24 protein-coding genes are annotated in these 24838 nt (G+C 70.0%); 18 read left to right on the plus strand and 6 right to left on the minus strand.

Translation table 11 applies throughout. The features are described from left to right. The first annotated feature begins 480 nt into the window (after positions 1-480). The 4 genes from AB0C26_RS07975 to AB0C26_RS07990 all read left to right on the plus strand — a co-directional run bounded on the left by AB0C26_RS07975 (position 481) and on the right by AB0C26_RS07990 (position 5024). On the plus strand, positions 481-1014 hold the full coding sequence (locus AB0C26_RS07975; protein ID WP_360243235.1) for a hypothetical protein: 534 nt from the start codon (positions 481-483) through the stop codon (positions 1012-1014). A 221-nt stretch (positions 1015-1235) separates the two neighbouring features. Next, complete coding sequence (locus AB0C26_RS07980) at positions 1236-2045, plus strand: hypothetical protein (RefSeq protein ID WP_360243238.1); 810 nt, start codon at positions 1236-1238, stop codon at positions 2043-2045. Between the two features lie 16 nt (positions 2046-2061). Continuing rightward, positions 2062-4008, plus strand: coding sequence for a fumarate reductase/succinate dehydrogenase flavoprotein subunit (locus tag AB0C26_RS07985; protein WP_360243241.1), 1947 nt, complete (start codon positions 2062-2064; stop codon positions 4006-4008). After that, on the plus strand, positions 4008-5024 hold the full coding sequence (locus tag AB0C26_RS07990; RefSeq protein ID WP_360243244.1) for a succinate dehydrogenase/fumarate reductase iron-sulfur subunit: 1017 nt from the start codon (positions 4008-4010) through the stop codon (positions 5022-5024). The genes AB0C26_RS07985 and AB0C26_RS07990 overlap by 1 nt, the downstream gene beginning before the upstream one ends. Here AB0C26_RS07990 and AB0C26_RS07995 read toward each other — a convergent pair. Further along, on the minus strand, positions 5021-5746 hold the full coding sequence (locus tag AB0C26_RS07995; RefSeq protein WP_360243247.1) for a TetR/AcrR family transcriptional regulator: 726 nt from the start codon (positions 5744-5746) through the stop codon (positions 5021-5023). The two genes, AB0C26_RS07990 and AB0C26_RS07995, sit on opposite strands and share 4 nt — an antisense overlap. Before the next feature lie 90 nt (positions 5747-5836). Between AB0C26_RS07995 and AB0C26_RS08000 the strand changes: the two genes are divergently transcribed. The 12 genes from AB0C26_RS08000 to AB0C26_RS08055 all read left to right on the plus strand — a co-directional run bounded on the left by AB0C26_RS08000 (position 5837) and on the right by AB0C26_RS08055 (position 17885). Then, positions 5837-7510 (plus strand): MFS transporter, encoded by a 1674-nt coding sequence (locus AB0C26_RS08000; protein ID WP_360243250.1) that lies wholly within the window; start codon positions 5837-5839, stop codon positions 7508-7510. A gap of 77 nt (positions 7511-7587) precedes the next feature. Beyond that, on the plus strand, positions 7588-8232 hold the full coding sequence (locus tag AB0C26_RS08005; RefSeq protein WP_360243253.1) for an alpha-ketoglutarate-dependent dioxygenase AlkB: 645 nt from the start codon (positions 7588-7590) through the stop codon (positions 8230-8232). A 227-nt stretch (positions 8233-8459) separates the two neighbouring features. Then, positions 8460-9200: an ABC transporter ATP-binding protein gene (locus AB0C26_RS08010; protein WP_360243256.1), complete on the plus strand. Its 741-nt coding sequence runs from the start codon at positions 8460-8462 to the stop codon at positions 9198-9200. Continuing rightward, positions 9197-9901 carry an ABC transporter ATP-binding protein gene (locus tag AB0C26_RS08015; RefSeq protein ID WP_360243259.1) on the plus strand — a complete coding sequence of 235 codons (705 nt, stop codon included), beginning with the start codon at positions 9197-9199 and terminating at the stop codon, positions 9899-9901. The genes AB0C26_RS08010 and AB0C26_RS08015 overlap by 4 nt, the downstream gene beginning before the upstream one ends. A gap of 1 nt (position 9902) precedes the next feature. Further along, positions 9903-10781 (plus strand): branched-chain amino acid ABC transporter permease, encoded by an 879-nt coding sequence (locus AB0C26_RS08020; RefSeq protein WP_360243262.1) that lies wholly within the window; start codon positions 9903-9905, stop codon positions 10779-10781. Positions 10782-10810: 29 nt separating this feature from the next. Further along, positions 10811-11818, plus strand: coding sequence for a branched-chain amino acid ABC transporter permease (locus AB0C26_RS08025; RefSeq protein WP_360243646.1), 1008 nt, complete (start codon positions 10811-10813; stop codon positions 11816-11818). Between the two features lie 40 nt (positions 11819-11858). Next, on the plus strand, positions 11859-13127 hold the full coding sequence (locus AB0C26_RS08030; protein ID WP_360243649.1) for an ABC transporter substrate-binding protein: 1269 nt from the start codon (positions 11859-11861) through the stop codon (positions 13125-13127). A 71-nt stretch (positions 13128-13198) separates the two neighbouring features. After that, positions 13199-13942, plus strand: coding sequence for an SDR family oxidoreductase (locus tag AB0C26_RS08035; RefSeq protein ID WP_360243265.1), 744 nt, complete (start codon positions 13199-13201; stop codon positions 13940-13942). After that, the gene (locus tag AB0C26_RS08040) at positions 13939-14715 is read left to right on the plus strand and encodes an SDR family oxidoreductase (RefSeq protein ID WP_360243268.1); all 777 of its coding nucleotides are present in this window, start codon (positions 13939-13941) and stop codon (positions 14713-14715) included. The genes AB0C26_RS08035 and AB0C26_RS08040 overlap by 4 nt, the downstream gene beginning before the upstream one ends. After that, complete coding sequence (locus tag AB0C26_RS08045) at positions 14712-15707, plus strand: phosphotransferase family protein (protein WP_360243271.1); 996 nt, start codon at positions 14712-14714, stop codon at positions 15705-15707. Before AB0C26_RS08040 ends, AB0C26_RS08045 begins: the two co-directional genes overlap by 4 nt. After that, positions 15707-16909, plus strand: coding sequence for an acyl-CoA dehydrogenase family protein (locus AB0C26_RS08050; protein ID WP_360243274.1), 1203 nt, complete (start codon positions 15707-15709; stop codon positions 16907-16909). The genes AB0C26_RS08045 and AB0C26_RS08050 overlap by 1 nt, the downstream gene beginning before the upstream one ends. Positions 16910-17291: 382 nt before the next feature. Then, positions 17292-17885: a TetR/AcrR family transcriptional regulator gene (locus AB0C26_RS08055; protein WP_360243277.1), complete on the plus strand. Its 594-nt coding sequence runs from the start codon at positions 17292-17294 to the stop codon at positions 17883-17885. A gap of 17 nt (positions 17886-17902) precedes the next feature. On the opposite strand, the gene AB0C26_RS08060 is transcribed toward AB0C26_RS08055, so the two are convergent. The 4 genes from AB0C26_RS08060 to AB0C26_RS08075 are packed head-to-tail and all read right to left on the minus strand — an operon-like array spanning position 17903 to position 21608. Continuing rightward, positions 17903-18445 (minus strand): DUF6886 family protein, encoded by a 543-nt coding sequence (locus tag AB0C26_RS08060; protein WP_360243280.1) that lies wholly within the window; start codon positions 18443-18445, stop codon positions 17903-17905. Between the two features lie 42 nt (positions 18446-18487). Next, on the minus strand, positions 18488-19576 hold the full coding sequence (locus AB0C26_RS08065) for an alcohol dehydrogenase catalytic domain-containing protein (RefSeq protein ID WP_360243283.1): 1089 nt from the start codon (positions 19574-19576) through the stop codon (positions 18488-18490). Next, a complete protein-coding gene (locus AB0C26_RS08070; protein ID WP_360243286.1) occupies positions 19573-20982 on the minus strand; it encodes an aldehyde dehydrogenase family protein in 1410 nt (469 codons plus the stop codon). Before AB0C26_RS08070 ends, AB0C26_RS08065 begins: the two co-directional genes overlap by 4 nt. Further along, a complete protein-coding gene (locus tag AB0C26_RS08075) occupies positions 20979-21608 on the minus strand; it encodes a TetR family transcriptional regulator (RefSeq protein WP_360243289.1) in 630 nt (209 codons plus the stop codon). The genes AB0C26_RS08070 and AB0C26_RS08075 overlap by 4 nt, the downstream gene beginning before the upstream one ends. A 64-nt stretch (positions 21609-21672) precedes the next feature. On the opposite strand from AB0C26_RS08075, the gene AB0C26_RS08080 reads away from it, so the two are divergent. Both AB0C26_RS08080 and AB0C26_RS08085 read left to right on the plus strand, forming a co-directional pair. After that, positions 21673-22845: an acyl-CoA dehydrogenase family protein gene (locus tag AB0C26_RS08080; RefSeq protein WP_360243292.1), complete on the plus strand. Its 1173-nt coding sequence runs from the start codon at positions 21673-21675 to the stop codon at positions 22843-22845. Then, positions 22842-24374 carry a long-chain fatty acid--CoA ligase gene (locus AB0C26_RS08085; RefSeq protein ID WP_360243295.1) on the plus strand — a complete coding sequence of 511 codons (1533 nt, stop codon included), beginning with the start codon at positions 22842-22844 and terminating at the stop codon, positions 24372-24374. The genes AB0C26_RS08080 and AB0C26_RS08085 overlap by 4 nt, the downstream gene beginning before the upstream one ends. Here the strand turns inward: AB0C26_RS08085 and AB0C26_RS08090 are convergent. Further along, positions 24360-24785 (minus strand): (deoxy)nucleoside triphosphate pyrophosphohydrolase, encoded by a 426-nt coding sequence (locus AB0C26_RS08090; protein WP_360243298.1) that lies wholly within the window; start codon positions 24783-24785, stop codon positions 24360-24362. The two genes, AB0C26_RS08085 and AB0C26_RS08090, sit on opposite strands and share 15 nt — an antisense overlap. Positions 24786-24838 lie beyond the last annotated feature (53 nt).

Consider the following 24838-nt stretch of genomic DNA (forward strand, 5'->3'; position numbering starts at 1 on the left):
CCGGCGTGTTTCACTGAGCCGGTGAGCGAAACGCCGCGCGACCCGGATCCCGGCCGCCGGCCGGCCGACGGAGGCACGCCGGGCGGAGCGGCGCCGGGCGACTTTCCCACGCCCGCCCGCGGGTTTCCCGCCGTGTCACCGACTCCGCCTTCTCCCACATCCACGTCCGGGTTCCCGTCCTCTTCGGCCCCGGTCTCCGGGCCTCCCGACTCCTCTTCCTCGGCCAGAGCCGGCTCATCTCCGGCCGGGCCTGACTCATCGTCGGCCGGGGCTCGTTCTTTTTCGGCCGGGTCTGGAGCGGAAGGGGCCACGCCGGGCGGAGGGGATGCCGCAGGCGCAACCGGCGGAGGGGATGGCGCAGGAGCGACCGGCGGAGCCGCGCCTGCGGGAGGGGCGGCGGCCGGCGGATCTTCGGGTGGTGTGCCGTCGACGGGGTTCTCGCCGGGCAGGGCCGCGCCCACGAGCGTTCGGGGGCGGCGGATGTTCGGGCTGGGGCCGGCGGGTGGCGGGGCGCGGGCTCGCCGGCGGCGGCAATGGTTCGTGGCCGCCATCTCGGTGGGGGCGGCCATCATCGTCATCGCGCTCTGTGTGGGGGCGCTTGCGGTGGTCGACGCGGTCGACGGCGTACGGGATCAGGCCTCTGATGCCCGTGACGTGCGGCAGGCGCGGGACGACCGGTGCCTCGACCTGGAACGGCGGCTCAACAAGCTCGTTCCGCCGGGTTCGGCCACCAGCCCGGTCGCCCGGGCCACCGCCATCCGCAACGAGAACGGGGCCGTACGGATCTTCGTGGCGGACGGGCCGTCGGCCGAGAGCCAGGACGACTGGCGGCAGCTGATCGACGCCCGCGCTGTCTTCGCCGACGCTCTCGACCGGCAGGCCAGGACGAACACCCCGGCCTTCTACGTCGTGCCACGCAACTCCGACGGGGAACCGGTCTCCGACGATCTCGTCGACGCCTCGCCGGCCGCCTGCGCGGGGTCGATCCGCCGCCTCGCCGCGCCGGACCTGTGATTCGTCCTATTTGTCTACCTCAGCACGTACGACGCAAGATCCATTAACGCTTTTGATCTTGTCGATGTGATGGGGGTCGAATTTTGTGATCCAGACCGCATCCCTGAGCGCGAAACTGTCTGACCCTCGGCGTAACGTGTGCTCCACATCACGGCGGCTGTCGAGGCTCCCCGCTCGTTCACAGCCGGGTCCCAAGGACAGAGGCACGATCAGGAGATCGAATGACGACGACGGCAACGAGGCCGGGCGCGGGCCGATCGCGCGCGGCCATCATGGCGAAGACGTTGCGCACCGACCGGTGGTGGCTTCCACCGCTGATCACCTTCGTTGGCCTCGCGGCCTGGGTCACGTACGCGACGGTCCGCGTCTTCATGCACAAGTGGTATTTCGTCGAGGCGTACCACTATCTGACGCCGTTCTACTCGCCCTGCGTCACCGATCGGTGCGTTCCCGAGGCGGCGCTGTTCGGCACCCCGCTGCCGAGTTTCTGGCTGATCCCCGAGGCCGCCTTCACGCTGCCGTTCCTGCTGCTGTTCCGGCTGACCTGCTACTACTACCGCAAGGCGTACTACCGCGCCTTCTGGCTCTCGCCGCCGGCCTGCGCCGTGCCCGACGGTCACAGCAAGTACTCGGGTGAGACCCGGTTCCCGCTGATCTTCCAGAACGCCCATCGGTACGCGTTCTACGCCGCCGCCATCATCTCGGTGATCAACACCTGGGACGCGATCATCGCCTTCCGCAGTCCGGGCGGCGGGTTCGGCTTCGGGCTGGGCAACGTGATCCTGGTCGGCAACGTGGTGATGCTCTGGGCGTACACGCTGTCCTGCCACTCCTGCCGCCACATCGCCGGCGGCCGCCTCAAGCACTTCTCGAAACACCCGGTGCGCTACCGGTTCTGGACCTTCGTGTCCAAGCTGAACACGCGCCACATGCAACTGGCCTGGATCACCCTCGGCACGCTCGCGCTCACCGACTTCTACGTCATGGCGCTGTCGGCCGGTTGGTTCTCCGACCTGCGGTTCGTCGGCTAGGGGGCGGCGCGCACACATGAGCACTCGCATCGAACGACACCACTACGACGTCGTCGTCATCGGGGCCGGCGGGGCCGGCCTGCGGGCGGCGATCGAGGCCCGGCTGGCCGGCAAGCGTACGGCGATCATCTCGAAATCGCTGTTCGGCAAGGCCCACACGGTCATGGCCGAGGGCGGCGCGGCCGCCGCGATGGGGAACGTGAACAGCCGCGACAACTGGATGGTGCACTTCCGCGACACCATGCGCGGCGGCAAGTTCCTCAACAACTTCCGGATGGCCGAGCTGCACGCCAAGGAGGCCCCGGAGCGGATCTGGGAGCTGGAGACCTACGGCGCGCTCTTCGACCGTACGAAGGACGGGAAGATCTCCCAGCGCAATTTCGGCGGTCACGAATACCCGCGGCTGGCGCACGTCGGCGACCGTACCGGCCTCGAACTGATCCGCACCCTCCAGCAGAAGATCGTGTCGCTGCAGCAGGAGGACTTCGCCGAGACCGGCAACTACGAGTCGCGGATCCGGGTCTTCGCCGAGACGACCATCACCGAGCTGCTGCTCGACGGTGACCGGGTGGCCGGCGCCTTCGGCTACTACCGCGAGTCCGGCGAGTTCATCCTGCTCGAGGCGCCGGCCGTGGTCCTCGCGACCGGCGGGGTCGGCCGCAGCTACAAGGTCACGTCGAACTCGTGGGAGTACACGGGCGACGGTCACGCGCTGGCCCTGCGCTCGGGCGCGACGCTGATCAACATGGAGTTCCTCCAGTTCCACCCGACCGGCATGGTCTGGCCTCCGAGCGTCAAGGGCATCCTGGTCACCGAGTCGGTCCGTGGTGACGGCGGCGTGCTGCGCAACTCCGACGGCAAGCGCTTCATGTTCGACTACGTGCCCGACGTCTTCCGCAAGCAGTACGCGGAGACCGAGGAAGAGGCCGACCGGTGGTACGAGGATCCCGACAACAACCGCAGGCCCCCCGAGCTGCTTCCGCGTGACGAGGTCGCCCGCGCGATCAACTCCGAGGTCAAGGCGGGCCGGGGCACCCCGGCCGGCGGCGTCTACCTCGACGTCTCCACCCGGATGCCGGCCGAGGTGATCACCCGGCGGCTCCCGTCGATGTATCACCAGTTCAAGGAGCTGGCGGATGTCGACATCACCAAGGAGCCGATGGAGGTCGGGCCGACCTGTCACTACGTGATGGGCGGCGTCGAGGTCGACCCCGACTCGGGTGCGGCCCTGGGCACGGTGGCCGGCCTGTTCGCGGCGGGCGAGGTGTCCGGCGGCATGCACGGCTCCAACCGGCTCGGCGGCAACTCGCTCTCCGACCTGCTGGTCTTCGGCAAGCGCGCCGGGGAGCACGCGGCGGCGTACGCGGACTCGCTCACCCAGAAGCCGCGTGTGCACACGCCCGACGTCGAGGCGGCGGTCACGACCGCCCTGGCGCCACTGCAGAGGCAGAGCGGCGAGAACCCGTACACCCTGCAACAAGATCTTCAAGCGGTGATGGGCGACCTGGTCGGCATCATCCGCCGGGCGGGCGAGCTGACCGACGCCCTCAAGCGGCTGCAGGAGCTGAAACTGCGGGTGGCCAATGTGGGCGCGACCGGCGGACGGCTCTACAACCCGGGCTGGCACCTCGCGCTCGACCTGCGCAACATGCTGATCGTCTCGGAGTGCACGGCAAAGGCGGCGCTCGAGCGGGAGGAGTCGCGCGGCGGGCACACCCGTGAGGACTTCCCGCAGATGAACCCGCAGTGGCGCCAGGTCAACCTGGTCTGCTCGCTCGACAAGAACGGCGACGTGCACCTCGAGCGCAAGCCGCTGCCGACCATGCGGGACGAGCTGATCGAGCTGTTCGACCGCAGCGAGCTCGCGAAATACATGACCGAGGACGAGCTGAGCCGCGCTCCGGGCGAGGCGCACATCCCCGGGGCACGGACCGACGCACAGAGCAAGACGGAGGCGAAGTAATGGGCACCAAGCGCCACTTCCGCGTCTGGCGCGGCGACTCGTCCGGCGGCGAGATCCAGGACTTCGACGTCGAGGTCAACGAGGGTGAGGTCGTGCTCGACATCATCCACCGGCTTCAGGCCACGCAGACGCCCGACCTGGCCTGCCGGTGGAACTGCAAGGCCGGCAAGTGCGGCTCGTGCTCGATGGAGATCAACGGCAAGCCGAAGCTGGGCTGCATGACCCGGATGTCCACCTTCGAGGAGGGCGAGACGGTCACGATCACGCCGCTGCGGACCTTCCCGGTCATCCGCGACCTGGTTACCGACGTGTCCTTCAACTACGAGAAGGCTCGTGAGACGCCGGCCTTCGCGCCCCCGGCCGGGGTGGCGCCCGGCGACTACCGCATGCAGCAGATCGACGTCGAGCGGAGCCAGGAGTTCCGCAAGTGCATCGAGTGCTACCTCTGCCAGAACACGTGTCACGTCGTCCGTGACCACGAGGAGAACAAGGCCGCGTTCTCCGGCCCGCGCTACTTCATCCGCGCCGCCGAGCTCGACATGCACCCGCTCGACGAGCGCGAGGATCGCAAACAGTACGCGCAGGCGCACCAAGGCCTCGGCTACTGCAACATCACCAAGTGCTGCACCGAGGTCTGCCCCGAGCACATCAAGATCACCGACAACGCGATCATTCCGATGAAGGAGCGCGTGGTCGACCGGCGGTACGACCCCCTGGTCTGGCTCGGCCGCAAGATCTTCCGTCGCGACGAGCTGGAAACCGCCAACATGGCGCCGAGCGTTTCGACCGGGGTGACCGGGGCGGGGGACGCCACTCCGTTCTCCAGCGCGCGGATGCCCGAGAACGCGCCGGTCCGCGAGGACGGCCGGATGGACGTCTCCGAAATCTCGCTGCCCACCCAGGGCGGCCCGTCACCGTTCGGCGACGACATCTCCTTCCCGCTCCCTCCGGATGAGGTGTCCTACAGCCGCCCGGCCGACCGGGCGGACTCGGGTTCCGACCCCAGCGCGCACTAGTTCTTCGTCAACCAGAGTTCCAGGCCGTCCAGCAGCCGCTCCAGGCCGAAGGCGAACCCTTCGTCCAGGAGCTGCTGCTGGTCCCGGCCGGCCACGCCGGCGTTGCGCCGCCATTCGTCGTAGGCGGGGTGCTCCGCGGCCATCTTCTCCACATAGGGCTTCACCTGCTCGGCCACGCCGGCCAGGTCCAGGCCACTCCGCTTGATCGCGGACTGGGCGGCCGCCTCGGTGGTCGCGGCGCCGATGACGTGCGCGTTGATCAGCGCGCTGGCATGCGACAGCGGCATGCCCGTGAAGCCGGCGCCGGTGAGCAACTGCACGATCCGATCACCCATGCGCATCGCGTTCGGCCCCAGGGTCGGATGGGTGCCGAGCAGGCCGATCACCCACGGGTGACGCAGCAGCGCTGAGCGCATGCCGTCCGCCCACACCGAGACACCGACGCGCCAGCCGGTGTCGCCCGGCTCCGGCACGTAGATCTCGCCGATCACCTCGTCGACGGCCAGTTCGAGCAGCTCGTCCTTGTTCGCTACGTGCCAGTAGAGCGAGGTCGCGCCCGAGCCGAGCTTGGTGCCGAGGCGGCGCATGCTCAGCCCGGCCGGGCCCTCCGCGTCCAGGATCTCCATGGCGGCGCGCAGGATCTGCTCCCGGCTCAGGGTCGGCTGACCGTTGCGGGTGCGCGGCGGGCGCAGCCACACCGAGTCGGCGAACTTCGAGGTCATGAGCCCATCCTAAAGCCACTCGCACAGTGTTCGAGTCGACTGGTACGGTGTGCGAGTCAATCGCACGGTGTTCGAGAACGGGGGCTTTTCATGGACGAAGAACGCAACCCGCGCCGCTGGCTGATCCTCGGCGTGCTCTGTTTGAGCCTGCTGGTGGTGGTCGTCGACAACATGGTGCTCAACATCGCCATCCCGTCGCTCATCCGCGACCTGGGCGCCAGCTCGGCCGACATTCAGTGGATCATCGACGCGTACATCCTGGTCTTCGCCGGTCTGCTGCTGACCGCCGGCAGCCTCTCCGACCGGCACGGCCGCCGCCGCGGGCTGGTGACCGGCCTGATCGTCTTCGGCAGCGCGTCGGTGCTGGCCACGCTCTGCCAGACGCCCGGGCAGCTCATCGCCGTCCGCGGCCTGATGGGCGTAGGAGCCGCGTTCCTCATGCCGGGCACGCTGTCGATCCTCACCACGGTCTTCGACGAGTCCGAGCGCAAGAAGGCCATCGCGATCTGGAGCTCGGTGCTGATGCTCGGCTCGCTCGGCGCGCCCACCCTGGGCGGCCTGCTGCTGGAGCACTTCTGGTGGGGTTCGATCTTCCTGCTGAACGTGCCGATCGCGATCCTCGGCGTCGTGGCCGCCCTCGTGGTCATCCCGGAGTCGTACGGCCGCGCGTCCCGTCCCGACGTGATCGGCGCCCTGCTGTCCACGGTCGGCATGGCCGCCCTGATCTGGGGCATCATCCGCGCGGCGCAGGACGGCTGGTCGGCCGCGACCACCCTCGGCGGATTCGCGATCGCGGTGGCCGGGCTGATCGCGTTCGCCCTCTGGGAGCGACGGGTCGCCGAGCCGATGCTGCCCTTGACGCTCTTCCGCGACCGCAATTTCGGCGGCGCCAGCCTGTCGATCGTCCTGCTGTCGTTCTCGGCCGGCGGCGTACTGCTCGCCCTGACCCAATATCTGCAATTCGTTCTCGGGTACGGGCCCATGAAGGCCGGCCTGGCGTTCGTCCCGCTGCTCGTGACCGCCGTGGTCTTCAACGGCATCGGCGTCATGGTCGACAAACGGTTCGGTACGAGGGTGGCGCTCGCGTCCGGGCTCCTGCTGATGGCGGGCGGGTTCGGCGTGCTGGCCTCGCTCGCGCCGGGCGACGGATACGCGCGCTTGGCGATCGCCCTGGTGGTGATCGGCGCGGGCAGCGGCACGGCCGGCCCGGCCGCCTACGGGACCCTCCTCGGCGCACTGCCACCGGACCGGGTCGGCGTGGGTTCGGCCGTCAACGACACGGTGCAGCAGGTGGGTACGGCGCTGAGCGTGGCGGTACTGGGCAGCGTGCTGACCGCGGCCTATCGCGGGGCGATGCCGTCCGACGCCCCCGAGGAGGCTCGCCGCTCGATCGGCGACGCCCTCGGTGTCGCGACGTCGACGGGAGACGCGGCTCTGGCCCGGCTGGCGCAGAGCTCCTTCGTCGAGGCGATCTCCGCCACCGCCCTGGTCGGCGTGGCGGGCGGCGTGATCGCCGCTGTGGTCGCCGCCTCTGTTCTGCGCCCGAAGCCGGCCGCCCTTCCCTCCCCCACCGCCGACCTTCCCTCCCCCACCGCCGACCTTCAGTCCCCCACCGCCGACCTTCCCTCCCCCACCGCCTCCCGTTCCGACGACTCCTCCCCCACTGCCGCCGCCCCTTCCGCCGCCCCCTCCGCCGCCCCTTCCGCCGCCACCTCCTCCGCCGGAGCCACCCCCTCCTCTCAGGCCACCTCTGGGCGGCCGTGATATCCGGATATTTCGGGCGACTCCGAGTTATCCACAGGGCCGAAACGATCTTCGAACATCCGTACTAAGCTTGCGCCATGACCAGCACCTATCAGCCGTCGATGTTCGATCTCGCCGACGAGAGCGGCGGCCCGGCCACCGAGGTCGGGCCGCTCGCGGGGCGCCTGAAACGCCACGAGCTCACCGCCGGGGCGTGGGTCGACGTGCTGCCGGGCTGGCTCCAAGGCTCCGGCGAGGTCTTCGAGACCCTGCTGGGCATCGACTGGCGAGCCGACCGCCGGCAGATGTACGACTCCGTCGTCGACGTCCCGCGCCTGCTGCGGTGGTACGGCGGCGACGAGGAGTTGCCCCACCCCGCGCTGACCGGCGCCAAGGCCGAGCTCAACCGACATTACGCCGCGGAGCTGGGCGAGGATTTCGTCACCGCGGGCATGTGCCTCTACCGCGACGGCCGCGACAGCGTCGCCTGGCACGGCGACACGCTCGGCCGCTCGGCCCGCCACGACACCATGGTCGCGATCGTCTCGCTCGGCGCGCCGCGCCAGCTCTCGCTGCGGCCCCGCGCGGGCGGCCACGAGACTCTGCGGTTCCCGCTGGGTCACGGCGACCTGATCGTCATGGGCGGGTCCTGCCAGCGCACCTGGGAGCACGCGATCCTCAAGACGGCCAAGCCGGTCGGGCCGCGGATCAGCGTCCAGTTCCGCCCCATCAACGTGGCTTGACGCCCGCCTGAGCTTTTCGGAGACGACCCGGGGCCGACGGCCCGCGGGGCGCTGCATCATGCCGGTAAAAGCCGAATGAAACAACATGGAAACAGACGGTTGACGTGCTCGGCCAGAAAGTTACACTCCAAGTGTAAATAGTTGACCTTCACTTTCTACACAGGACGGACGTCGCTGCCCGGCGCCCGTCTGTACAGGCCACTCTGCCGGTTCGAGCCGAGGTGACCATGTCAACGGATTCGTCAGCGTCCTCGACCGCGAGCTCCGATTCCTCCGAGGATCAAGGGCTCGCGCTCCAACACATAACCGTCCGCTTCGGTGGTCTGCTCGCCCTCGACGACGTGTCGCTCCGGGTGCCGCCCGGGCGCGTCGTCGGCATCATCGGGCCCAACGGCGCCGGCAAGACCACTCTGTTCAACGTGATCTGCGGCTTCGTGTCGCCGCAGTCGGGCGCCATCACGCTCGACGGCCGGGCCTTCCGGCCCCGGCCCCACCACCTCAGTGGCCGCGGCATCGCGCGCACTCTTCAGGGCGTCGGCCAGTTCAACGGCATGACCGTTCTGGACAACGTGCTGGTCGGCGCGCGCTCCCGCAAACACGAGGAGGAGGCGTGGGCCGCGCTCGAGCGCTGCGGCGTCGCCGAGCACGCGGCCGCCCTGCCCGCCTCGCTGCCCTATGCGAAACGTAAGCGGGTCGAGCTGGCCCGCGCCCTGGCCGCCAAGCCGCGCATCCTGATGCTCGACGAGCCGGCCGGTGGGCTGGACGCCGACGAGATCCGCTGGCTGGCCACCCTCATCCAGGAGTCGGACTGCACGGTCCTGCTGGTCGAGCACCACATGGACCTGGTCATGTCGGTGTGCGACGAGATCCTGGTCCTCGACTTCGGCAAGCCGATCGCGCTCGGCACGCCCGCCGAGATCCGCAACGACGACAAGGTCGCCGAGGCCTACCTGGGAGCGGCCGCGTGAGCGCGTTGCTGGAGGTCGACGGCCTCACGGTCGGCTACGGGGCCGCGCCGGTGCTGCACGACGTCAGCCTCAGCGTCCAGGAGGGACAGATCGTCGCCGTGCTGGGCGCCAACGGCGCCGGCAAGACGACGTTGCTGCGCGCCCTCTCGGGGCTGCTGCCGCCGGCCGCGGGCCGCGTCGTCTTCGACGGCGTCGACCTGCGCGGCGTCAAGGTCGAGCGGCTGGTCCGGCACGGCATCGCCCACGTGCCCGAGGGCCGCGGCGTGGTCACCGAGCTCACCGTCGACGAGAACCTGCGGCTCGGCGGTCTCTGGCGCAAGCCGCAGCCGCCACTCGCGCCGATCTACGAGCTGTTCCCCCGGCTCGCCGAGCGGCGCTCGCACCTCGGCCATCAGCTCTCCGGCGGGGAGCGGCAGATGCTGGCGATCGGCCGCGCCCTGGCCGCGCAGCCCCGGCTGCTCCTGCTCGACGAACCGTCGCTGGGGCTCGCGCCGCGGGTCACCGGCCAGATCATGGCGCTGCTGCGCGATCTGCGCGACCGCACCGGGCTGGCCGTCCTGCTGGTCGAGCAGAACGTGCGCAGCGCGCTCTCCATCGCCGACCAGGGCGTCGTGCTCTCGCTGGGCCGTGTGGCCGCCCGCGACGACGCCGCGGCGCTCGCCGACGACGCCGATCTCCGGCACGCCTACCTGGGGTTCTGACATGGACCGTTTCCTGTTCCTGACCTTCGACGGGCTCAGCCGGGGCGCCGTCTACGCGGCGTTCGCGCTGGCCCTGGTGCTGATCTGGCGGGCCACCCGGATCGTCAACTTCGCGCAGGGCGCGATGGCGGTGGCCACGGCGTATGTCGGCTATTCGGTGGCCGACGCGACCGGCTCGTACTGGGTCGGGTTCGCCGTGGCGCTCGTGGCCGGGCTGCTGCTCGGCGCCGCCGTCGAGCGGGTGGTGATGCGCTTCGTCGACCACTCCTCGCCGCTCAACGGGGTGGTCGTGGCGCTCGGGCTCGTACTGATCATCCAGGGCGTCCTCGGCATGATCTACGGCAACGAGTTCCGGCCGGCCGAGGCGCCGTTCAGCCGGGACGCCTTCGACATCGGCGGCGTCGCCCTGCTCTCGCGCTACGACGTGTTCGTCTTCGCGGCCGTGGGCGCCGTGGTCGTCCTGCTGACCCTGCTGTTCACCCGCACGCCGACCGGCCTGCGGATGCGGGCGGCGGCCTTCGCGCCGGACGTGTCGCGCCTGCTCGGCGTGCCGGTGGGCGGGATGCTCACGCTGGGCTGGGCGCTGGCCGCCGGGGTCGGTTCGCTGGCCGGGATGCTGGTCATCCCGACCGAGCTGGGGCTGCACCCGACGGCGATGGACGTGCTGTTCATCTCGGCCTTCACCGCCGCCGTGCTGGGCGGGCTCGACAGCCCGATCGGCGCGGTCATCGGCGGCCTGGTCGTCGGCCTCGTCCTGTCCTACATCAGCGGCTACCTCGGCGCCACGGTCGCCCCGATGGCCGTCCTCGGCCTGCTCGTGGTCGTCCTTCTGGGCCGGCCCGACGGATTGTTCGCCCGATCGAAAGCGAGGACGGCATGACGGTGCTTCGAGATCGGGTCACCACTCGGATGATCGCGCCGGTCACCCGGCGGCGGCTCAACCCGTTCCTCATGGTCGCGCTCGGCGCGGTGCTGGTGGTCGCGTTGACGTACACGCTGCCGCCGTTCCGGATCTATCAGCTGGCGACGATCGGGGCGTATCTCTGCGTCACGGCCGGGCTGACCGTCCTCACCGGACTCAACGGACAGCTGTCGCTGGGACACGGGGCCCTGATGGCCACCGGCGCCTACACGCTGGCGCTCTGGCAGAACAAGTTCAACCTGCTCGCGGTCGGCATCGTCGTGGCGGTCCTGGTGACCACGGTCGCCGGATTAATCATCGGGCTCGCGGCGGCCCGGCTGCGCGGACCCTATCTGGCCGGTCTCACGCTCGCCGTCGCCGTGGTCGTCCCGTCGGTCACCAGCACCTTCGACGAGACCTTCAACAGCGACCAGGGTCTGTCGGTCATCCTCAACCCGCCGCCCGAGTCGATGACCGTCGAGCAGTGGCAGGCCTGGGTCTGCTGGGGCGGCGCCCTGGTCACGGTGCTGGCGCTGGCGCTGGTCACGCGGGGCCGGTTCGGGCGGGACATGCGGGCCGTGCGCGACGACGAGACCGCCGCCAAGCTGGCCGGTATCAGCATCGCCCGGACGCAGGTCTGGACCTTCGTGATCTCGGCCGCCGGCGCCGGGCTGGGCGGCGCCCTGTTCGCCGTACTCGCCCAAAGCGTCTCTCCCGGCGCCTTCCCGCTGACGCTCTCGCTCTTCCTGGTGATGGCGATCGTGATCGGCGGTCTGGGCCGGCTCTCGGGGGCCGTGATCGGCGCCTTCCTGCTGGTCGCGCTGCCCGCGGTCGCTCACGAGATCGGCGAGGCGTCCGGATCCCAGCGACTCGAGGGCAACCTCGCCCTCACCTTCTTCGGCGTCGTTCTCGTCGTCGTCATGCTGGCCGCCCCGGGCGGCCTCGCGTCACTGCGAATCCCGCGCTCCTGGCGGGCTCGCCTCGGCAGGAAACCCGCGCACCGAGCGGGCTCGTAACCCCCTAATTCCCTGAGATCTGTGCGCAGAAAGGCCGATGATGAAACGCACCACCGCGATCGTCCTCGCCGCCGTGCTGCTGGCCGCGGCCGGTTGCAGCAACACGGGCGACAGTAATGGCAGCAGCAGCGGCGGAAACACGCCGGGAGTGACCGACACCGAGATCGTGGTGGGCACGCACATGCCGCTCACCGGCCCGGCCGCCGCCGGGTACTCCAAGATCGCGCCGGCCACCAAGGCCTACTTCGACTACGTCAACGCCAACGGCGGCGTCCACGGCCGCAAGATCACTTACAAGATCATGGACGACGGCTACAACCCGGCCAACACCCAGCAGGTCGTGCGCCAGCTGGTGCTCCAGGACAAGGTCTTCGCGATCCTGAACGGCCTCGGCACCCCGACACACACCGGCGTGCTCGACTTCCTCAAGACCAACCGGGTGCCCGACCTCTTCGTGGCCAGCGGCAGCCGCAGCTGGAACCAGCCCGACAAATATCCGGGCACCTTCGGCTTCAACCCCGACTACACCGTCGAGGGCAAGATCCTGGGCACGTACGTCAAGGAGAACCACGCCGGCAAGAAGACCTGCTTCCTCGGGCAGGACGACGACTTCGGGCGGGACAGCCTGGCCGGCGTCGAGAAGGTGCTCGGCCCGGTCGCGGCCAAGCAGTCCTACGTGACCACCAACCCGAACGTCGGGCCGCAGGTCGGCGCGCTCAAGGCGGCCGGCTGCCAGGTGGTCGTCCTCGCCACCGTGCCCGGCTTCACCGCGCTCACCATCGGCACCGGCGCCAAGCTCGGCTTCAAGCCGCAGTACGTGGTGAGCAACGTCGGCTCCGACCCGACCACGCTGGCCAAGACGCTCGGCGCCGCCGCGCCGCTGCTCGAGGGAGTCGTGGCGGCGAACTACCTGCCGCTGGCCAACGACGACGCCAACCCGTGGATCCAGCTGTACACCAAGGTCAACAAGGAGTACAACAACGGCGCCGAGCTGGACAACAACGTCGTCTACGGCATGTCCGTCGCCTACCTGTTCGTCCAGTCACTCCAGGCCGCCGGCAAGGACCTGACCCGCGACGGCATCATCGCCGCCGTGCAGAAGGGCGGCTTCACCGGGCCGGGCCTGGTGCCGGTGCGCTATTCGGACAAGGATCATTCCGGGTACGGCGGTGAGCAGCTCACCAAGATCGCCGGTGGCAAGGCGCAGTACTTCGGCAAGCCGTACCGCACCGACGACGGGGACGGAGCGGTGGAGGTCTATGACTCGCCCGCGGCGACCCCGCCGCAGAACGGCATTCCCGCTGCCTAAGGTTGGCGACGGCGGCAACTGCTAATTAGTGTCTGCACGAATAGTGCAAATAGAGAAACTGAGGAGCGGCGATGGCGGACCAAGTGGCGATCGTGACCGGAGCCAGCAGGGGAATCGGGTTCGCCATCGCGCAACGCTTCGTGGCCGACGGATACAAGGTGTGCATCACGGGCCGGGACGCGGAAGCGCTCGACACCGCCGCCAAGGATCTGGGCGGGCCGGACGTGGCGATCGGGGTGGCCGGCAAGGGTGACGACCCCGACCACCGGGCCGCGGTGATCGACACCGTGCTGGGGCAGTTCGGGCCGGTCACCACGCTGGTGAACAACATCGGGATCAACCCGGTGTACGGTCCGCTCGGCACGATCGACCTGAACGCGGCCCGGAAGATCTTCGAGGTGAACGTCATCGGCACGCTCGGCTGGGTCCAGGAGTCCCTGCGGGGCGGACTGGGCGAGGGCGGCGCGATCGTCAACATCTCGTCGGTCTCCGGCGTCCGCCCCTCGCCGGGCATCGCCTTCTACGGGGTCACCAAGGCCGCGCTGATCCACCTGACCGAGGAACTGGCCGTCGAGCTCGCGCCCAAGGTCCGGGTCAACGCGGTCGCCCCGGCCGTGGTCAAGACGCGGTTCGCAACCGCGCTGTACGACGGCCGGGAGGAGAAGGTCGCGGCCGCCTATCCCCTGGCCCGCCTCGGCGTGCCGGAGGACGTGGCCGGCGCGGTCGCCTTCCTCTGCTCGCCCGACTCGGCCTGGATCACCGGGCAGACAGTCGTCATCGACGGCGGCGTGACGCTGACCGGGAGCGTCCAGTGAAGCGAGTCGTGGTCACCGGCGCCGGTGGCGGCATCGGCGCCGCCCTGGCCCGCCGGTTCGCGGCCGAGGGGGCCGAGGTGATCGTCAACGACCTCAACCCGGACGCCGCGCAGGCGGTCGCGAGCGAGATCGGCGGCCTGGCCGTGGCCGGCGACGCCGCGAACGAGGACGACACCCGCAACCTCATCGACACGGCGTGGGCCGAGCTGGGCGGCATCGACCTGTTCTGCGCCAATGCCGGCGTGCTCACGGCGGGCGACCAGAGCACGCCGGACGAGGTGTGGCTGCGCGACTTCAACGTCAACGTGATGTCGCACGTCTACGTCACCCGGGCCCTGCTGCCCCGCTGGCTCGACCAGGGCGAACAGAAGCGCCTCGTGATCACGGTGAGCGCCGCCGGGCTGCTGTCGCTGCTGGGCAGCGCGCCGTACGCGGTGACCAAGCACGCCGCCCTGGCCTACGCCGAGTGGCTACGCGCCACGTATGCCCACCGCGGCGTGACCGTGCAGGCGCTGTGCCCGCAAGGGGTGCGCACCGACATGCTGACCCGCGGCAACGAGCGGGGCAGCGCCAGCGCCGCGCTGCTGGCCGAGAGCGCCATGGAGCCCGACGAGGTCGCGACGGTCGTGGCCGAGGCCCTGAAAGGCGACAGCTTCCTGATCCTGCCCCATCCCGAGGTGGCCGAGTTCTATCGTCTGCGGGCCGGCGACACCGACCGCTGGCTGGGCGGCATGAACAAGATGCAGCGGGCCTTCGAAGGGAGCAGCCGGTGAGAGGACTCGACCTCGAACGACTGCGGGCCTACCTGGGGTCGGACGCCGAGCTCACCGGCCGGATGTTCGCCGGCGGGCGCTCCAACCTGACGTACGCGGTCACCGACGGCGAGAAGCGGTGGGTGCTGCGCCGGCCGCCGCTGGGGCACGTGCTGCCGACCGCGCACGACATGGCCCGGGAGCACCGCGTCCTGGAGGCGCTGTCCAAGGCCGGCTTCCCGGCTCCGCGGCCGGTGCTGCTCTGCACCGACACCGAGGTCATCGGGGCGCCGTTCTACCTGATGGAGCACGTCGACGGGCGGATCTACCGCGACGTCGCCGACCTCCAGGCGCTCGGCCCCGACGCGTTGCGCGGCCTGATCCTGTCGCTTGTGGACACGCTGGCCGATCTGCACGCCCTCGACCCGTACGCCATCGGTCTCGGCGATTTCGGGAAGCCGGAAGGCTTCAACGCGCGGCAGGTGAGCCGCTGGAAGAAGCAGCTCGACGCGTCGCGCAGCCGCGACGTGGCCGGCATCGACGAGCTGCACGCGCGGCTCGCGGTGGACATCCCGGCCGGCGGACCCGGTGCCGTGGTGCACGGCGACTTCCGGCTCGACAACGTGCTCATCGGCGACGACCTGGGCATCAACGCGGTCCTGGACTGGGAGATGTCCACGCTCGGCGACCCGCTCAGCGACGTCGCGCTGATGGTCGTCTACGCCGGGTTGCCACTCAACGTCGGCGGGGACGGCAAGCCGACCGCGCCGCTGAGCGTGCCCGGCCATCCGACGATCGCCGAGCTGGGCGCCCGGTACGCGGAGCGCAGCGGGCGCGATGTGAGTGATCTCCACTGGTATGTGGGATTCGCCGCTTTCAAGCTCGCGGTGATCCTCGAGGGTGTGCACTACCGCTACGTTCAGGGCCAAACCGTAGGTGAGGGCTTCGAGACGATCGGCAACCTCGTCGGACCGCTGGTCATGCGGGGCCACGAGGCGCTGGAGGGACACTGATGGACTTCGGCTTCGACGCTCAGACCGAGGACTACCGCAAGAGGCTGCTCGCCTTCATGGACGAGCACGTCTACCCCGCCGAGGCGGGCTATCACAGCGGCGACGGCTGGGAGCCGCCGCCGATCCTGGAAAGCCTCAAGGCCGCGGCGAAAAGCGCCGGCCTGTGGAACCTCTTCCTTCCCGGTGAGCACGGCGCCGGACTGACCAACCTTCAGTACGCTCCGCTGGCCGAGATCACCGGCCGCAGCCCATCGATCGCGCCGGCCGCGCTGAACTGCGCGGCGCCGGACACCGGCAACATGGAGGTGCTGGCCGAGTTCGGCACCGACGAGCAGAAGAAGCAGTGGCTGGCGCCGCTGCTGGACGGCACGATCCGCTCCGCCTTCGCGATGACGGAACCGCAGGTCGCCTCGTCGGACGCCACGAACATCGGCACCCGCATCGAGCGCGACGGCGACGAGTACGTCGTCAACGGGCGCAAGTTCTACATCACCGGCGCGATGAACCCGAACTGCCGGATCTTCATCGTGATGGGCAAGACCGACCCGGAAGCGGCCCGGCACGTGCAGCAGAGCCAGGTGCTGGTCCCCCGGGACACGCCGGGCCTGACGGTCAAGCGCGGCATGACGGTCTTCGGCTACACCGACGGCGACCACGGCGGCCACGCCGAGCTGATCTTCGAGAACGTCCGGGTGCCGGTCACCAACCTGATCGGCGAGGAGGGCGGCGGCTTCGCGATCTCGCAGGCGCGCCTCGGCCCCGGCCGCATCCACCACTGCATGCGCCTGATCGGCATGGCCGAGCGGGCGCTCGAGCTGATGTGCAAGCGGGCGCTCACCCGCACGCCGTTCGGCAAGCCGCTGGCCGAGCAGGGGGTCGTGCAGGACTGGATCGCGGAGTCGCGGGTGCGCATCGAGCAGGCCCGCCTGCTGGTGCTCAAGGCCGCGTGGCTGATGGACACGGTCGGCAACAAGGGTGCCCACACCGAGATCCAGGCCATCAAAATCATCGTGCCGTCCACCGTCGAGTGGATCGTCGACAAGGCCATCCAGGCCCACGGCGCCGCCGGCACAAGCCAGGACACGCCGCTCGCGGCCCTCTGGGTGGCCGCGCGTACGCTGCGCCTGGCCGACGGCCCCGACGAGGTCCACAAGCGCTCCCTGGCCCGACGGGAGTTGAACCGCTACCGGAGCACCACGTGACCAACACGCTGCACCATCCCCCAGCCGACGCCGCCCCACCCGGGCCGCGCCGCACGGCCCACGCCGCCCGACCCGGGTCGCACCGCACGGCCCGCGTCGCCGCACTCGGGCCGCGCCGCACAGCTGACGCCCTCGGGTCCGGGCCGCGCCATGCTGTCGGCGGCGTAAGCCCGGGCGTGAGCGCGGGCCCGGGCGTAAGCGCGGGCACCGGCGTAAGCGCGGGCACGGGCGCGGGCGTAAGCGCGGGCGCGGGCGTAAGCGCGGGCACCGGCGTAAGCGCGGGCACGGGCGAGGGCGCGGGTCGGCGGTGGCGTGCGGGTGGGGGCGTGTGGATTCGGTACGAGCAGCGCTGCCTGGCGGTGGCGCGGAGCCGGAGCGGCTTGTGAGTCCGGCACCTCAGCGCGTCGACGGGCGTACGGCGCGGTCGGAGCGGACCCGCAACGCGATCGTCGACGCCCATCTGCAGCTGATCCGCGAGGGTGATCTGCGGCCGACCGCCGACCGCATCGCCAAGCAGGCCGGGGTGTCGCTGCGCGCCCTGTGGAGCCACTTCGCCGACATGGAGGCGCTGTTCACGGCGAGTGGCCGCCGCGTTCTGGAGATTCGGGACGCGGCGCACAAGCCGGTGTCGCCGGAGCTGCCGCTGGCCGAGCGTATCGACGCCTACTGCCGGCAGCGCACCCGCCTGCTCGAGCAGATCGGCCCGACGGCCAAGGCGGCCGCGTTGAAGGAGCCGTTCTCCGAGACGTTGCAGCGTTACCGCCGGCTGCACGTGGAGCGGGTCCGCGCCGAGCTCGGCACCCTGTTCGCGGTCGAGGTCGACGGCAACGAGGAGCTGCTGAACGCCCTCACCGCGATCAGCATGTGGCCGACCTGGTCCACCTGGCGCGAAACGATGAACCTTTCGGTCCCCGCGGCCCGGGCCGCCCTGTCCCGCACGATCACGTCCCTCCTTCAGGCCCCGCCGTCCGCCTGAGCCGCTTCGTGGCGCCGTCAGCTGGGGCTGGGGTGGGCGTTGCGGAGGCGGATGGCGCTGAAGCCCACGGTCGTGGTGATGACCTCGGTCCAGAACGGCCAGAGGTTGGTCAGCAGGCGCAGCTGGATGCCGGCGGCGGCGTGGCAGTCGATCAGGTTGCCCACCGGCTCGGCCGGCCCTAAGGGGCGCACCGGCTCGGTTGCCACCACGGCGGGCGGCTCGTCCGTGTCGTCGATCGGGCGGAACGGGGCGGCCGGCAGGCGGTAGGCGTACAACGTGGTGGTCTGCATCGCGTTCCACCAGGTGTATTCGATGACGTGGACCCGGTTGCCGCCGCCGGCGCCGATGATCCGGGCGCGGTCCTCTTCGGACGTGCCGGGGCGCACCCAGGCCATGGCTCGCGGGCATTGCCTCGGGAACCAGTAGTCGGGGGCCCGGTCGGGGCCGACCGCCCAGACGTACGCCTCGGTCTCCCGGGCCGTTGCCGCCACGTGCGGCACGAACAGTTCGATCGTCGGGTCCTCGGAGAAGTGCAGCACCTGGCCGGCCTCGGGTCGCATCCCACGGTCCTACCGCACGGACGCGCCCGAGACCGCCGACTTTCAGATGACGACCACCGAGCGGGCGCCCTCGCCCCGGGCCATGCGGTCGAAGGCGTCCGGGACCTCCGGCAGGGTGATGCGGTCGGTGATCAGGTGGTCCAGGCTGATCCGGCCGGACAGGACCTCGGCGGCCAGGGCCGGGATCTCGACGTCCTGGTCGGCCTGCCCGTAGACCGAGGAGCGCAGCGTCCGGTTGGAGGAGAAGATGTCCAGGGCCGACAGGGACACCTGGTCGTCGTTCGAGCCCATGCCGACCACCGTCACCCGGCCGCCGCGCCGGGTGGCGCGCCAGGCCGCGCGGATCGTGGCGGCGCGCCCCACACACTCGAAGGCGTGGTCGGCCCCCCGGCCCGACGTACGGCCTCGGATCTCTTTGGAAAGGGTGTCGGAGGAGACCACGAAGTCGGTCGCCCCGGCCGATTCGGCCAGGCCCTTCTTGGCCTCGGAGACGTCGACCGCGATGACGTCCGAGGCGCCCGCGGCCCGGGCCGCCGCCACCACCGACAGGCCCACGCCGCCCAGGCCGATCACCACCACCGACTCGCCCGTGGCGACCTGGGCCGTGTTGCGGACCGCGCCGAAACCGGTCAGGACACCGCAGCCCAGCAGCGCCGCCCGCTCGAAGTCGAGTTCGGACGGCACCCGGACCACCGCGTTCTCCGGCGCCACCACCTGCTCGGCGAAGGCGCCCAGGCCCAGGCCGACGTGCACCGGCACACCGTCCAGGGTCACCCCGTTCTCCAGGGAGGCGACGCCCGACGACGTCGAGCACAGCCACGGCTCGCCGTTCTGGCAGAACCAGCAGTTGCGGCACGCCGGCTGCCAGTTCAGCACCACGTGGTCGCCCACCGCGGCCCGGGTGACCCGCTCGCCGACCTCCACCACCTCGCCCGCGGCCTCGTGGCCGAGGACCAGGGGGTACGAGGGGCGGATCGTCCCGTTCACCATGGACAGGTCGCTGTGGCAGACCCCGGCCGCCCGCACCTTGATACGCACCTGCCCGGGGCCGACCTCGGGCAGGTGAAGCTCGGCCACGGCCGGCCGGGCGCCCGCCTCGCGCAGGACGAGCCCGTTGAACCACGCGGTCATCGCTGGATCGCCTTCACCTGCTGGAACTCGGCGAGACCGTACTCGCCCAGCTCGCGGCCGACACCGGACTGCTTGTAGCCACCGAACGGCGCGAACGGATTGAACGCGCCCCCGTTCACGTCGACCGCACCCGTGCGCAGCCGGCGTGCCACCGCGAGCGCCCTGTCCGGCGAGCCCCACACGCCACCGGCCAGGCCGTAGCGGGAGTTGTTGGCGATCGACACCGCCTCGTCGTCCGAGGAGAACGGAATGATCGACAGCACCGGGCCGAAGATCTCCTCCTGGGCGAGCTCGCTGTCGGGGTCGACGTCGGCGAAAACGGTCGGCGCGACGAAATGTCCGGTTGACGGAACCGGCGCCTCGAGCCCGCCCGCGACCAGCCGGGCTGAGGCACGGTCGATGAAGCCACGCACGCGGGAAGCCTGCGCGGCGGAGACCAGCGGCCCGAGCCGCGTCCCCTCGTCGAACGGGTCGCCCACGGTGTAGCCGGCAGCGGTCTTGGCCGCCAACGAGACCGCCTCGTCGTAGTGGTCGCGGTGCACGAGCATGCGGGTCCAGGCCGTGCAGGTCTGACCGGAGTTGAGGAAGGCGTTGCCGACACCGACCTTGACCGCCCGGGTCACGTCGGCATCTTCCAAGATGACATTCGCCGACTTGCCGCCCAGCTCGAGCGCCACCTTGGCCACCCGGTCGGCCGCCGCGTGCGTGATGGCCTTGCCGGTCGCCGTCGAGCCGGTGAACGACACCATGTCCACATCGGGGTGCCCGGCGATGGCCGCGCCGACCACCGGGCCGGTGCCGGTGACCAGGTTGAGCACGCCGGCCGGCACGCCGGCCTCCTCGGCCGCGTCGATCAGCAGGTACGCCACCAGGGGCGTCAGCTCGCTCGGCTTGAGCACCACGGTGCACCCGGCCGCGAGGGCCGCCGCGACCTTGGCCACGACCTGGTGGAGCGGGTAGTTCCACGGGGTGATGGCGCCGACCACACCCACCGGCTCGTGCACGATCAGCGAGTTGCCGATGGTCTCCTCGTGCGCCTCGCGCGCGGCCAGGTCCGCGTACCCCCGAAGGACCGCAAGCGGCAGTCCCGCCTGGACCCGCTGGGCGACCTTGACCGGCGTGCCCAGCTCGAGCCCGACGGTCTTGGCGATGTCACCGGCGCGGGCGGTCAGCGAGGTGTGCAGCCGGTCGAGCACCTGGGCCCGCTCGGCTCTCGGGGTGGCCGCCCAGCCGTCGAAGGCGGCCTTGGCCGCGGCGACCGCGCGATCCACGTCCTCGGCCGAGCCGGCCGGAACGTGGGCCAGGACTTCCTCGGTCGCCGGGTTCTCAACCGCGATCGTCTCGGTGGAGGTGGGCGGGACCCACTCCCCACCGAGGTAGAGGTGTGGGCGATCGAGCGATGTCATGAACGGGTCCCCATCTCTTGTCGGGCCTGAAGGCCGTTGATCAGCAGGTCCAGGCCGAGTTCGAAGGCGCCCTCGTCCACGGCCTCATGATGCTCCGCCAGAAGCGGGGCGTGGTGCAGGTGTGGATAACGTTCGTAAAGCTGTGGATCCACGTCGAAGCCCAGCGCGAACGAGCCGAGCGCCGAGCCGGTGACCAGGTAGCGCATCAGCGCGCCGATGTGGGTGGCGCGCGCGTAGCTCCAGCCGGCCTCGACCAGCGCCCCGTACACGGCCTCGGCCATGGCCAGACCGGCCGGACGGCGGCCGGGGCCCTGCGCCAGCACCGGAACGATGTTCGGATGCTCGGCCAGCACCGCCCGATAGGACATAGCCCATTTTTTTAGGGCATCCGGCCACTTACAGGACTGGAAAAACGACAAGTCGACCTGAGCGACAACCGAGTCGGCGACCGCGTCCACGATCTCCGCTTTGGTCGCGAAGTGGTTGTAGAGCGACGGACCCTGCACACCCAGTTCAGTGGCGAGCCGCCGCATCGAGAGCGCGTCCAGCCCTTCGGCGTCGATGAGTGCCGATGCCGCCTCGACGATCCGCTCCCGGGTCAGCAACGCCTGCCGTGGCCGCGCCAAGTCGGTCTCCCATCGAAAAACTTGCACTGGACGTGTTAAAACTTACACCGCTAGTTTAAAGCACATGGACTTCTCGCTCACCGACGAGGAACGCGCGATTCGCGACACCGCCCGGCAGTTCATCACCCGCGAGGTCATGCCGCTGGAACAGGAGGCGCTGCTCCGCGAGCGTCGCCACCAGCCCGGCCTGGAACTCAGCGAACTGCGGGAGCTACAGCAAAAGGCCAAGAAGTTCGGCTTCTGGGGCCTGTCGACCCCGGAGGAGTACGGGGGGATGAACCTCCCGGCCGTACTCCAGTCGCTGATCTGGACCGAGGTGGGCCGCACCTTCATCCAGTTCAAGTTCGGCGGCGAGGCGGACAACATCCTCTACTACGCCAATGAGGACCAGAAGCGGGAGTTCCTGATCCCGACGATCGAGGGCGAGCGCATCTCCTGCTTCGCGATCACCGAGCCGGGCGCCGGCTCGGACGCGGCGAACATCAAGCTCAGCGCCACCAAGGACGGCGACGACTGGGTGCTGAACGGCGAGAAGACGTTCATCACCAACGGCAACGACGCCGACTTCGTCATCGTCGTCGCGGTCACCGACCGGGAGAAGGGCGTTCGCGGCGGCGGCACGACCGCGTTCCTGGTCGACCGCGAGATGGGCTGGCGCTCCGAGTTCATCCAGACCATGGGCGAGGGCGGCCCGGCGGCCCTGGTCTTCGACAACGTACGGGTGCCGGCCCGCAACATCCTGGGCGAGATCGGCCAGGGCTTCGAGCTGGGCATGAAGTGGATCGGCAAGGGCCGGTACCTGATCCCGTCGAACGCCCTGGGCATCGCCGAGCGCGCGCTCGGCATGGCGATCGACTACGCCAACACCCGGGAGACGTTCGGCCGGAAGATCGGCGAGAACCAGGCCATCCAATGGATGATCGCCGATTCCGAGGTCGAGATCGAGGCCGCCCGCTGGCTGATCCTGCGCGCCGCGTGGACGGTCGACCAGGGCTGGGACCCGCGGCACGCCTCGTCGATGGCCAAGCTCTACGGCGCGAAGATGGTGAACGAGGTCGTCGACCGCGTCATGCAGATCCACGGCGGCATGGGATACACGCGCGAGCTTCCGATCGAACGGTGGTACCGCCAGGTGCGACTTATGCGTATCTATGAAGGCACCGACGAGATGCAGCGCCTGATCATCTCGCGGGACCTGCTCCGCGGGTACACGAAGATCGGAGGTCACCTGGCATGACCCAATTGTCGCTCGCCACCGTCCTGGCCGAGTCGGCTCGCAAGTTCCCCGACAAGATCGCCGTGATCGACAGCGTCACCACCGAACGGATCACCTATCGCGATCTCTGGCAACAGACGCTTGCGTACGCCTCGGGGCTGCGCGAGCTGGGCGTCGGCCCCGGCGACGTCGTCGCCATCCAGATCCCCAACCTGGCCGACTTCCCCCGGGTCTACTACGCGACGCTGGCGGTCGGCGCGACGATCGTACCGATGCACCTGCTCCTCACCCCCGAGGAGAACGCCTACGTCCTGCGGGACAGCGGCGCCAAGCTGCTGGTCGCGCATTCTTCGCAGCTGGAGAACGCGGTGGCGGCCGCCAAGATCGCGGAGGTCGGGGTGGCTTCGGTCGGCCCCGCGGTGCCGGGCATCGCACGGCTCGAGGAAGCCGTGACGACGCCGCTCCGGACGTACGTCAGCCGCGAGGCCGAGGACGTCGCGGTCATCTTCTACACGAGCGGCACCACCGGAAAGCCCAAGGGCGCGCTCCTGACCCACCTCAACCTCGTCATGAACACGATCGTGAACGTCTTCGACATCCACGATCTGCGCCCGGACGACGTGACGATGGGCTGCCTGCCGCTGTTCCACACGTTCGGCCAGACCGTCGGCATGAACGGCACCTTCCGGATGGGCGGCACCCTCGTCCTGCTCGCCCGCTTCACCGGCGAGGCCGCCATCCAGCTGATGGTCAAGGAGAACGTGACCATCTTCCATGGCGTGCCGACCATGTACATCGGGCTGCTGGAGGCCGCGAGCAAGGCCGAGAAGCTTCCCGAGCTGCGGCTCTGCGTCTCCGGCGGCGCCTCGCTGCCGGTCGCCGTGCTGGAGAAGTTCAACGAGACCTTCCATGCCGAGATCTTCGAGGGGTACGGCCTCTCGGAGACCTCGCCGACGGCGACCACCAACCAGCCGGCGTTCGGCACCAAGCCGGGCACGGTCGGGCACCCGATCTGGGGTGTGGAGGTCGAGATCGCCCGGCCCGAGATCGACGAGCGGATCGAGCTGCTGCCCGACGGCGAGCTCGGCGAGATCGTCATCCGCGGCCACAACGTCTTCGCCGGCTACCTCAACAACCCGTCGGCGACCCAGGAGGCGGTGGTCGACGGCTGGTTCCGTACGGGCGACCTCGGCACCAAGGACGAGAACGGCTTCATCGCGATCGTCGACCGCAAGAAGGACCTGGTGATCCGGGGCGGCTTCAACGTCTACCCGCGTGAGGTGGAGGAGGCGCTGGCCCGGCATCCGGCGGTGCAGCAGGTGGCCGTGATCGGTGTGCCCGACGCGACGCACGGCGAGGAGATCTGCGCGGTGGTCGTCGCCGAACAGGGCAGTGTCTCGGCCGACGAGCTGATCGAGTGGTCGCGCGAGAAGCTCGGCAAGCACAAGTACCCCCGCAAGATCCGCTTCGCGGAGTCGCTCCCGCTCGGGCCCAGTTTCAAGGTCCTCAAGCGGGAACTGCGCAAGACGTACGGCTCAGACGCTCAGTAGAGCGGGCAGTTCCGCGACGATCGGCTTGTCCGCGGGTAGCCAGTGCACGCTGTCCAGCTCGTCCACCCCGAGCCAGCGCATGGCAGTGTGCTCGAGCGCCCGCGGCATGTCGCCGCCCAGCAGCCGGGCGTTGAAGACCCGCAGCACGGCCCGGCCGTGCGCGAGGGAGACGTCCGGCCCGACCCGGCCGCCGACCTCGACCCGGACGCCGAGCTCCTCGACGCACTCCCGGGCCAGGGCCTGCTCCTCGGTCTCGCCCGGCTCGACCTTTCCCCCCGGAAACTCCCAGCGGCCCGCGACCTCGGGCGGCGCCGACCGCTCGCATGCCAGTACGCGACCGTCATTGATGATCACCGCCGCCACGATTACTCTGCGTGACTTTGGTGACTTGACATCCTGTTCCGACCGCATGAGATCAGAGCTTTCCACAAAAGTTTGCCGTTCCGGGTGCCCGAGCCGTCCCG

The sequence above is a fragment of the Actinoplanes sp. NPDC048796 genome (assembly GCF_040650035.1).
GTDB lineage: Bacteria > Actinomycetota > Actinomycetes > Mycobacteriales > Micromonosporaceae > Actinoplanes.

Coding starts and splice junctions, on each gene's coding strand:
- AB0C26_RS07985 (WP_360243241.1), top strand. CDS start 2,062: ATGAGCACTCGCATCGAACGACACCACTACGACGTCGTCGTCATCGGG.
- AB0C26_RS08050 (WP_360243274.1), top strand. CDS start 15,707: ATGGACTTCGGCTTCGACGCTCAGACCGAGGACTACCGCAAGAGGCTG.
- AB0C26_RS08090 (WP_360243298.1), bottom strand. CDS start 24,785: ATGCGGTCGGAACAGGATGTCAAGTCACCAAAGTCACGCAGAGTAATC.
- AB0C26_RS08085 (WP_360243295.1), top strand. CDS start 22,842: ATGACCCAATTGTCGCTCGCCACCGTCCTGGCCGAGTCGGCTCGCAAG.
- AB0C26_RS07975 (WP_360243235.1), top strand. CDS start 481: ATGTTCGGGCTGGGGCCGGCGGGTGGCGGGGCGCGGGCTCGCCGGCGG.
- AB0C26_RS07990 (WP_360243244.1), top strand. CDS start 4,008: ATGGGCACCAAGCGCCACTTCCGCGTCTGGCGCGGCGACTCGTCCGGC.
- AB0C26_RS07995 (WP_360243247.1), bottom strand. CDS start 5,746: ATGACCTCGAAGTTCGCCGACTCGGTGTGGCTGCGCCCGCCGCGCACC.
- AB0C26_RS08025 (WP_360243646.1), top strand. CDS start 10,811: ATGATCGCGCCGGTCACCCGGCGGCGGCTCAACCCGTTCCTCATGGTC.
- AB0C26_RS08010 (WP_360243256.1), top strand. CDS start 8,460: ATGTCAACGGATTCGTCAGCGTCCTCGACCGCGAGCTCCGATTCCTCC.
- AB0C26_RS07980 (WP_360243238.1), top strand. CDS start 1,236: ATGACGACGACGGCAACGAGGCCGGGCGCGGGCCGATCGCGCGCGGCC.
- AB0C26_RS08020 (WP_360243262.1), top strand. CDS start 9,903: ATGGACCGTTTCCTGTTCCTGACCTTCGACGGGCTCAGCCGGGGCGCC.
- AB0C26_RS08065 (WP_360243283.1), bottom strand. CDS start 19,576: ATGACCGCGTGGTTCAACGGGCTCGTCCTGCGCGAGGCGGGCGCCCGG.
- AB0C26_RS08080 (WP_360243292.1), top strand. CDS start 21,673: ATGGACTTCTCGCTCACCGACGAGGAACGCGCGATTCGCGACACCGCC.
- AB0C26_RS08070 (WP_360243286.1), bottom strand. CDS start 20,982: ATGACATCGCTCGATCGCCCACACCTCTACCTCGGTGGGGAGTGGGTC.
- AB0C26_RS08005 (WP_360243253.1), top strand. CDS start 7,588: ATGACCAGCACCTATCAGCCGTCGATGTTCGATCTCGCCGACGAGAGC.
- AB0C26_RS08000 (WP_360243250.1), top strand. CDS start 5,837: ATGGACGAAGAACGCAACCCGCGCCGCTGGCTGATCCTCGGCGTGCTC.
- AB0C26_RS08060 (WP_360243280.1), bottom strand. CDS start 18,445: ATGCGACCCGAGGCCGGCCAGGTGCTGCACTTCTCCGAGGACCCGACG.
- AB0C26_RS08030 (WP_360243649.1), top strand. CDS start 11,859: ATGAAACGCACCACCGCGATCGTCCTCGCCGCCGTGCTGCTGGCCGCG.
- AB0C26_RS08035 (WP_360243265.1), top strand. CDS start 13,199: ATGGCGGACCAAGTGGCGATCGTGACCGGAGCCAGCAGGGGAATCGGG.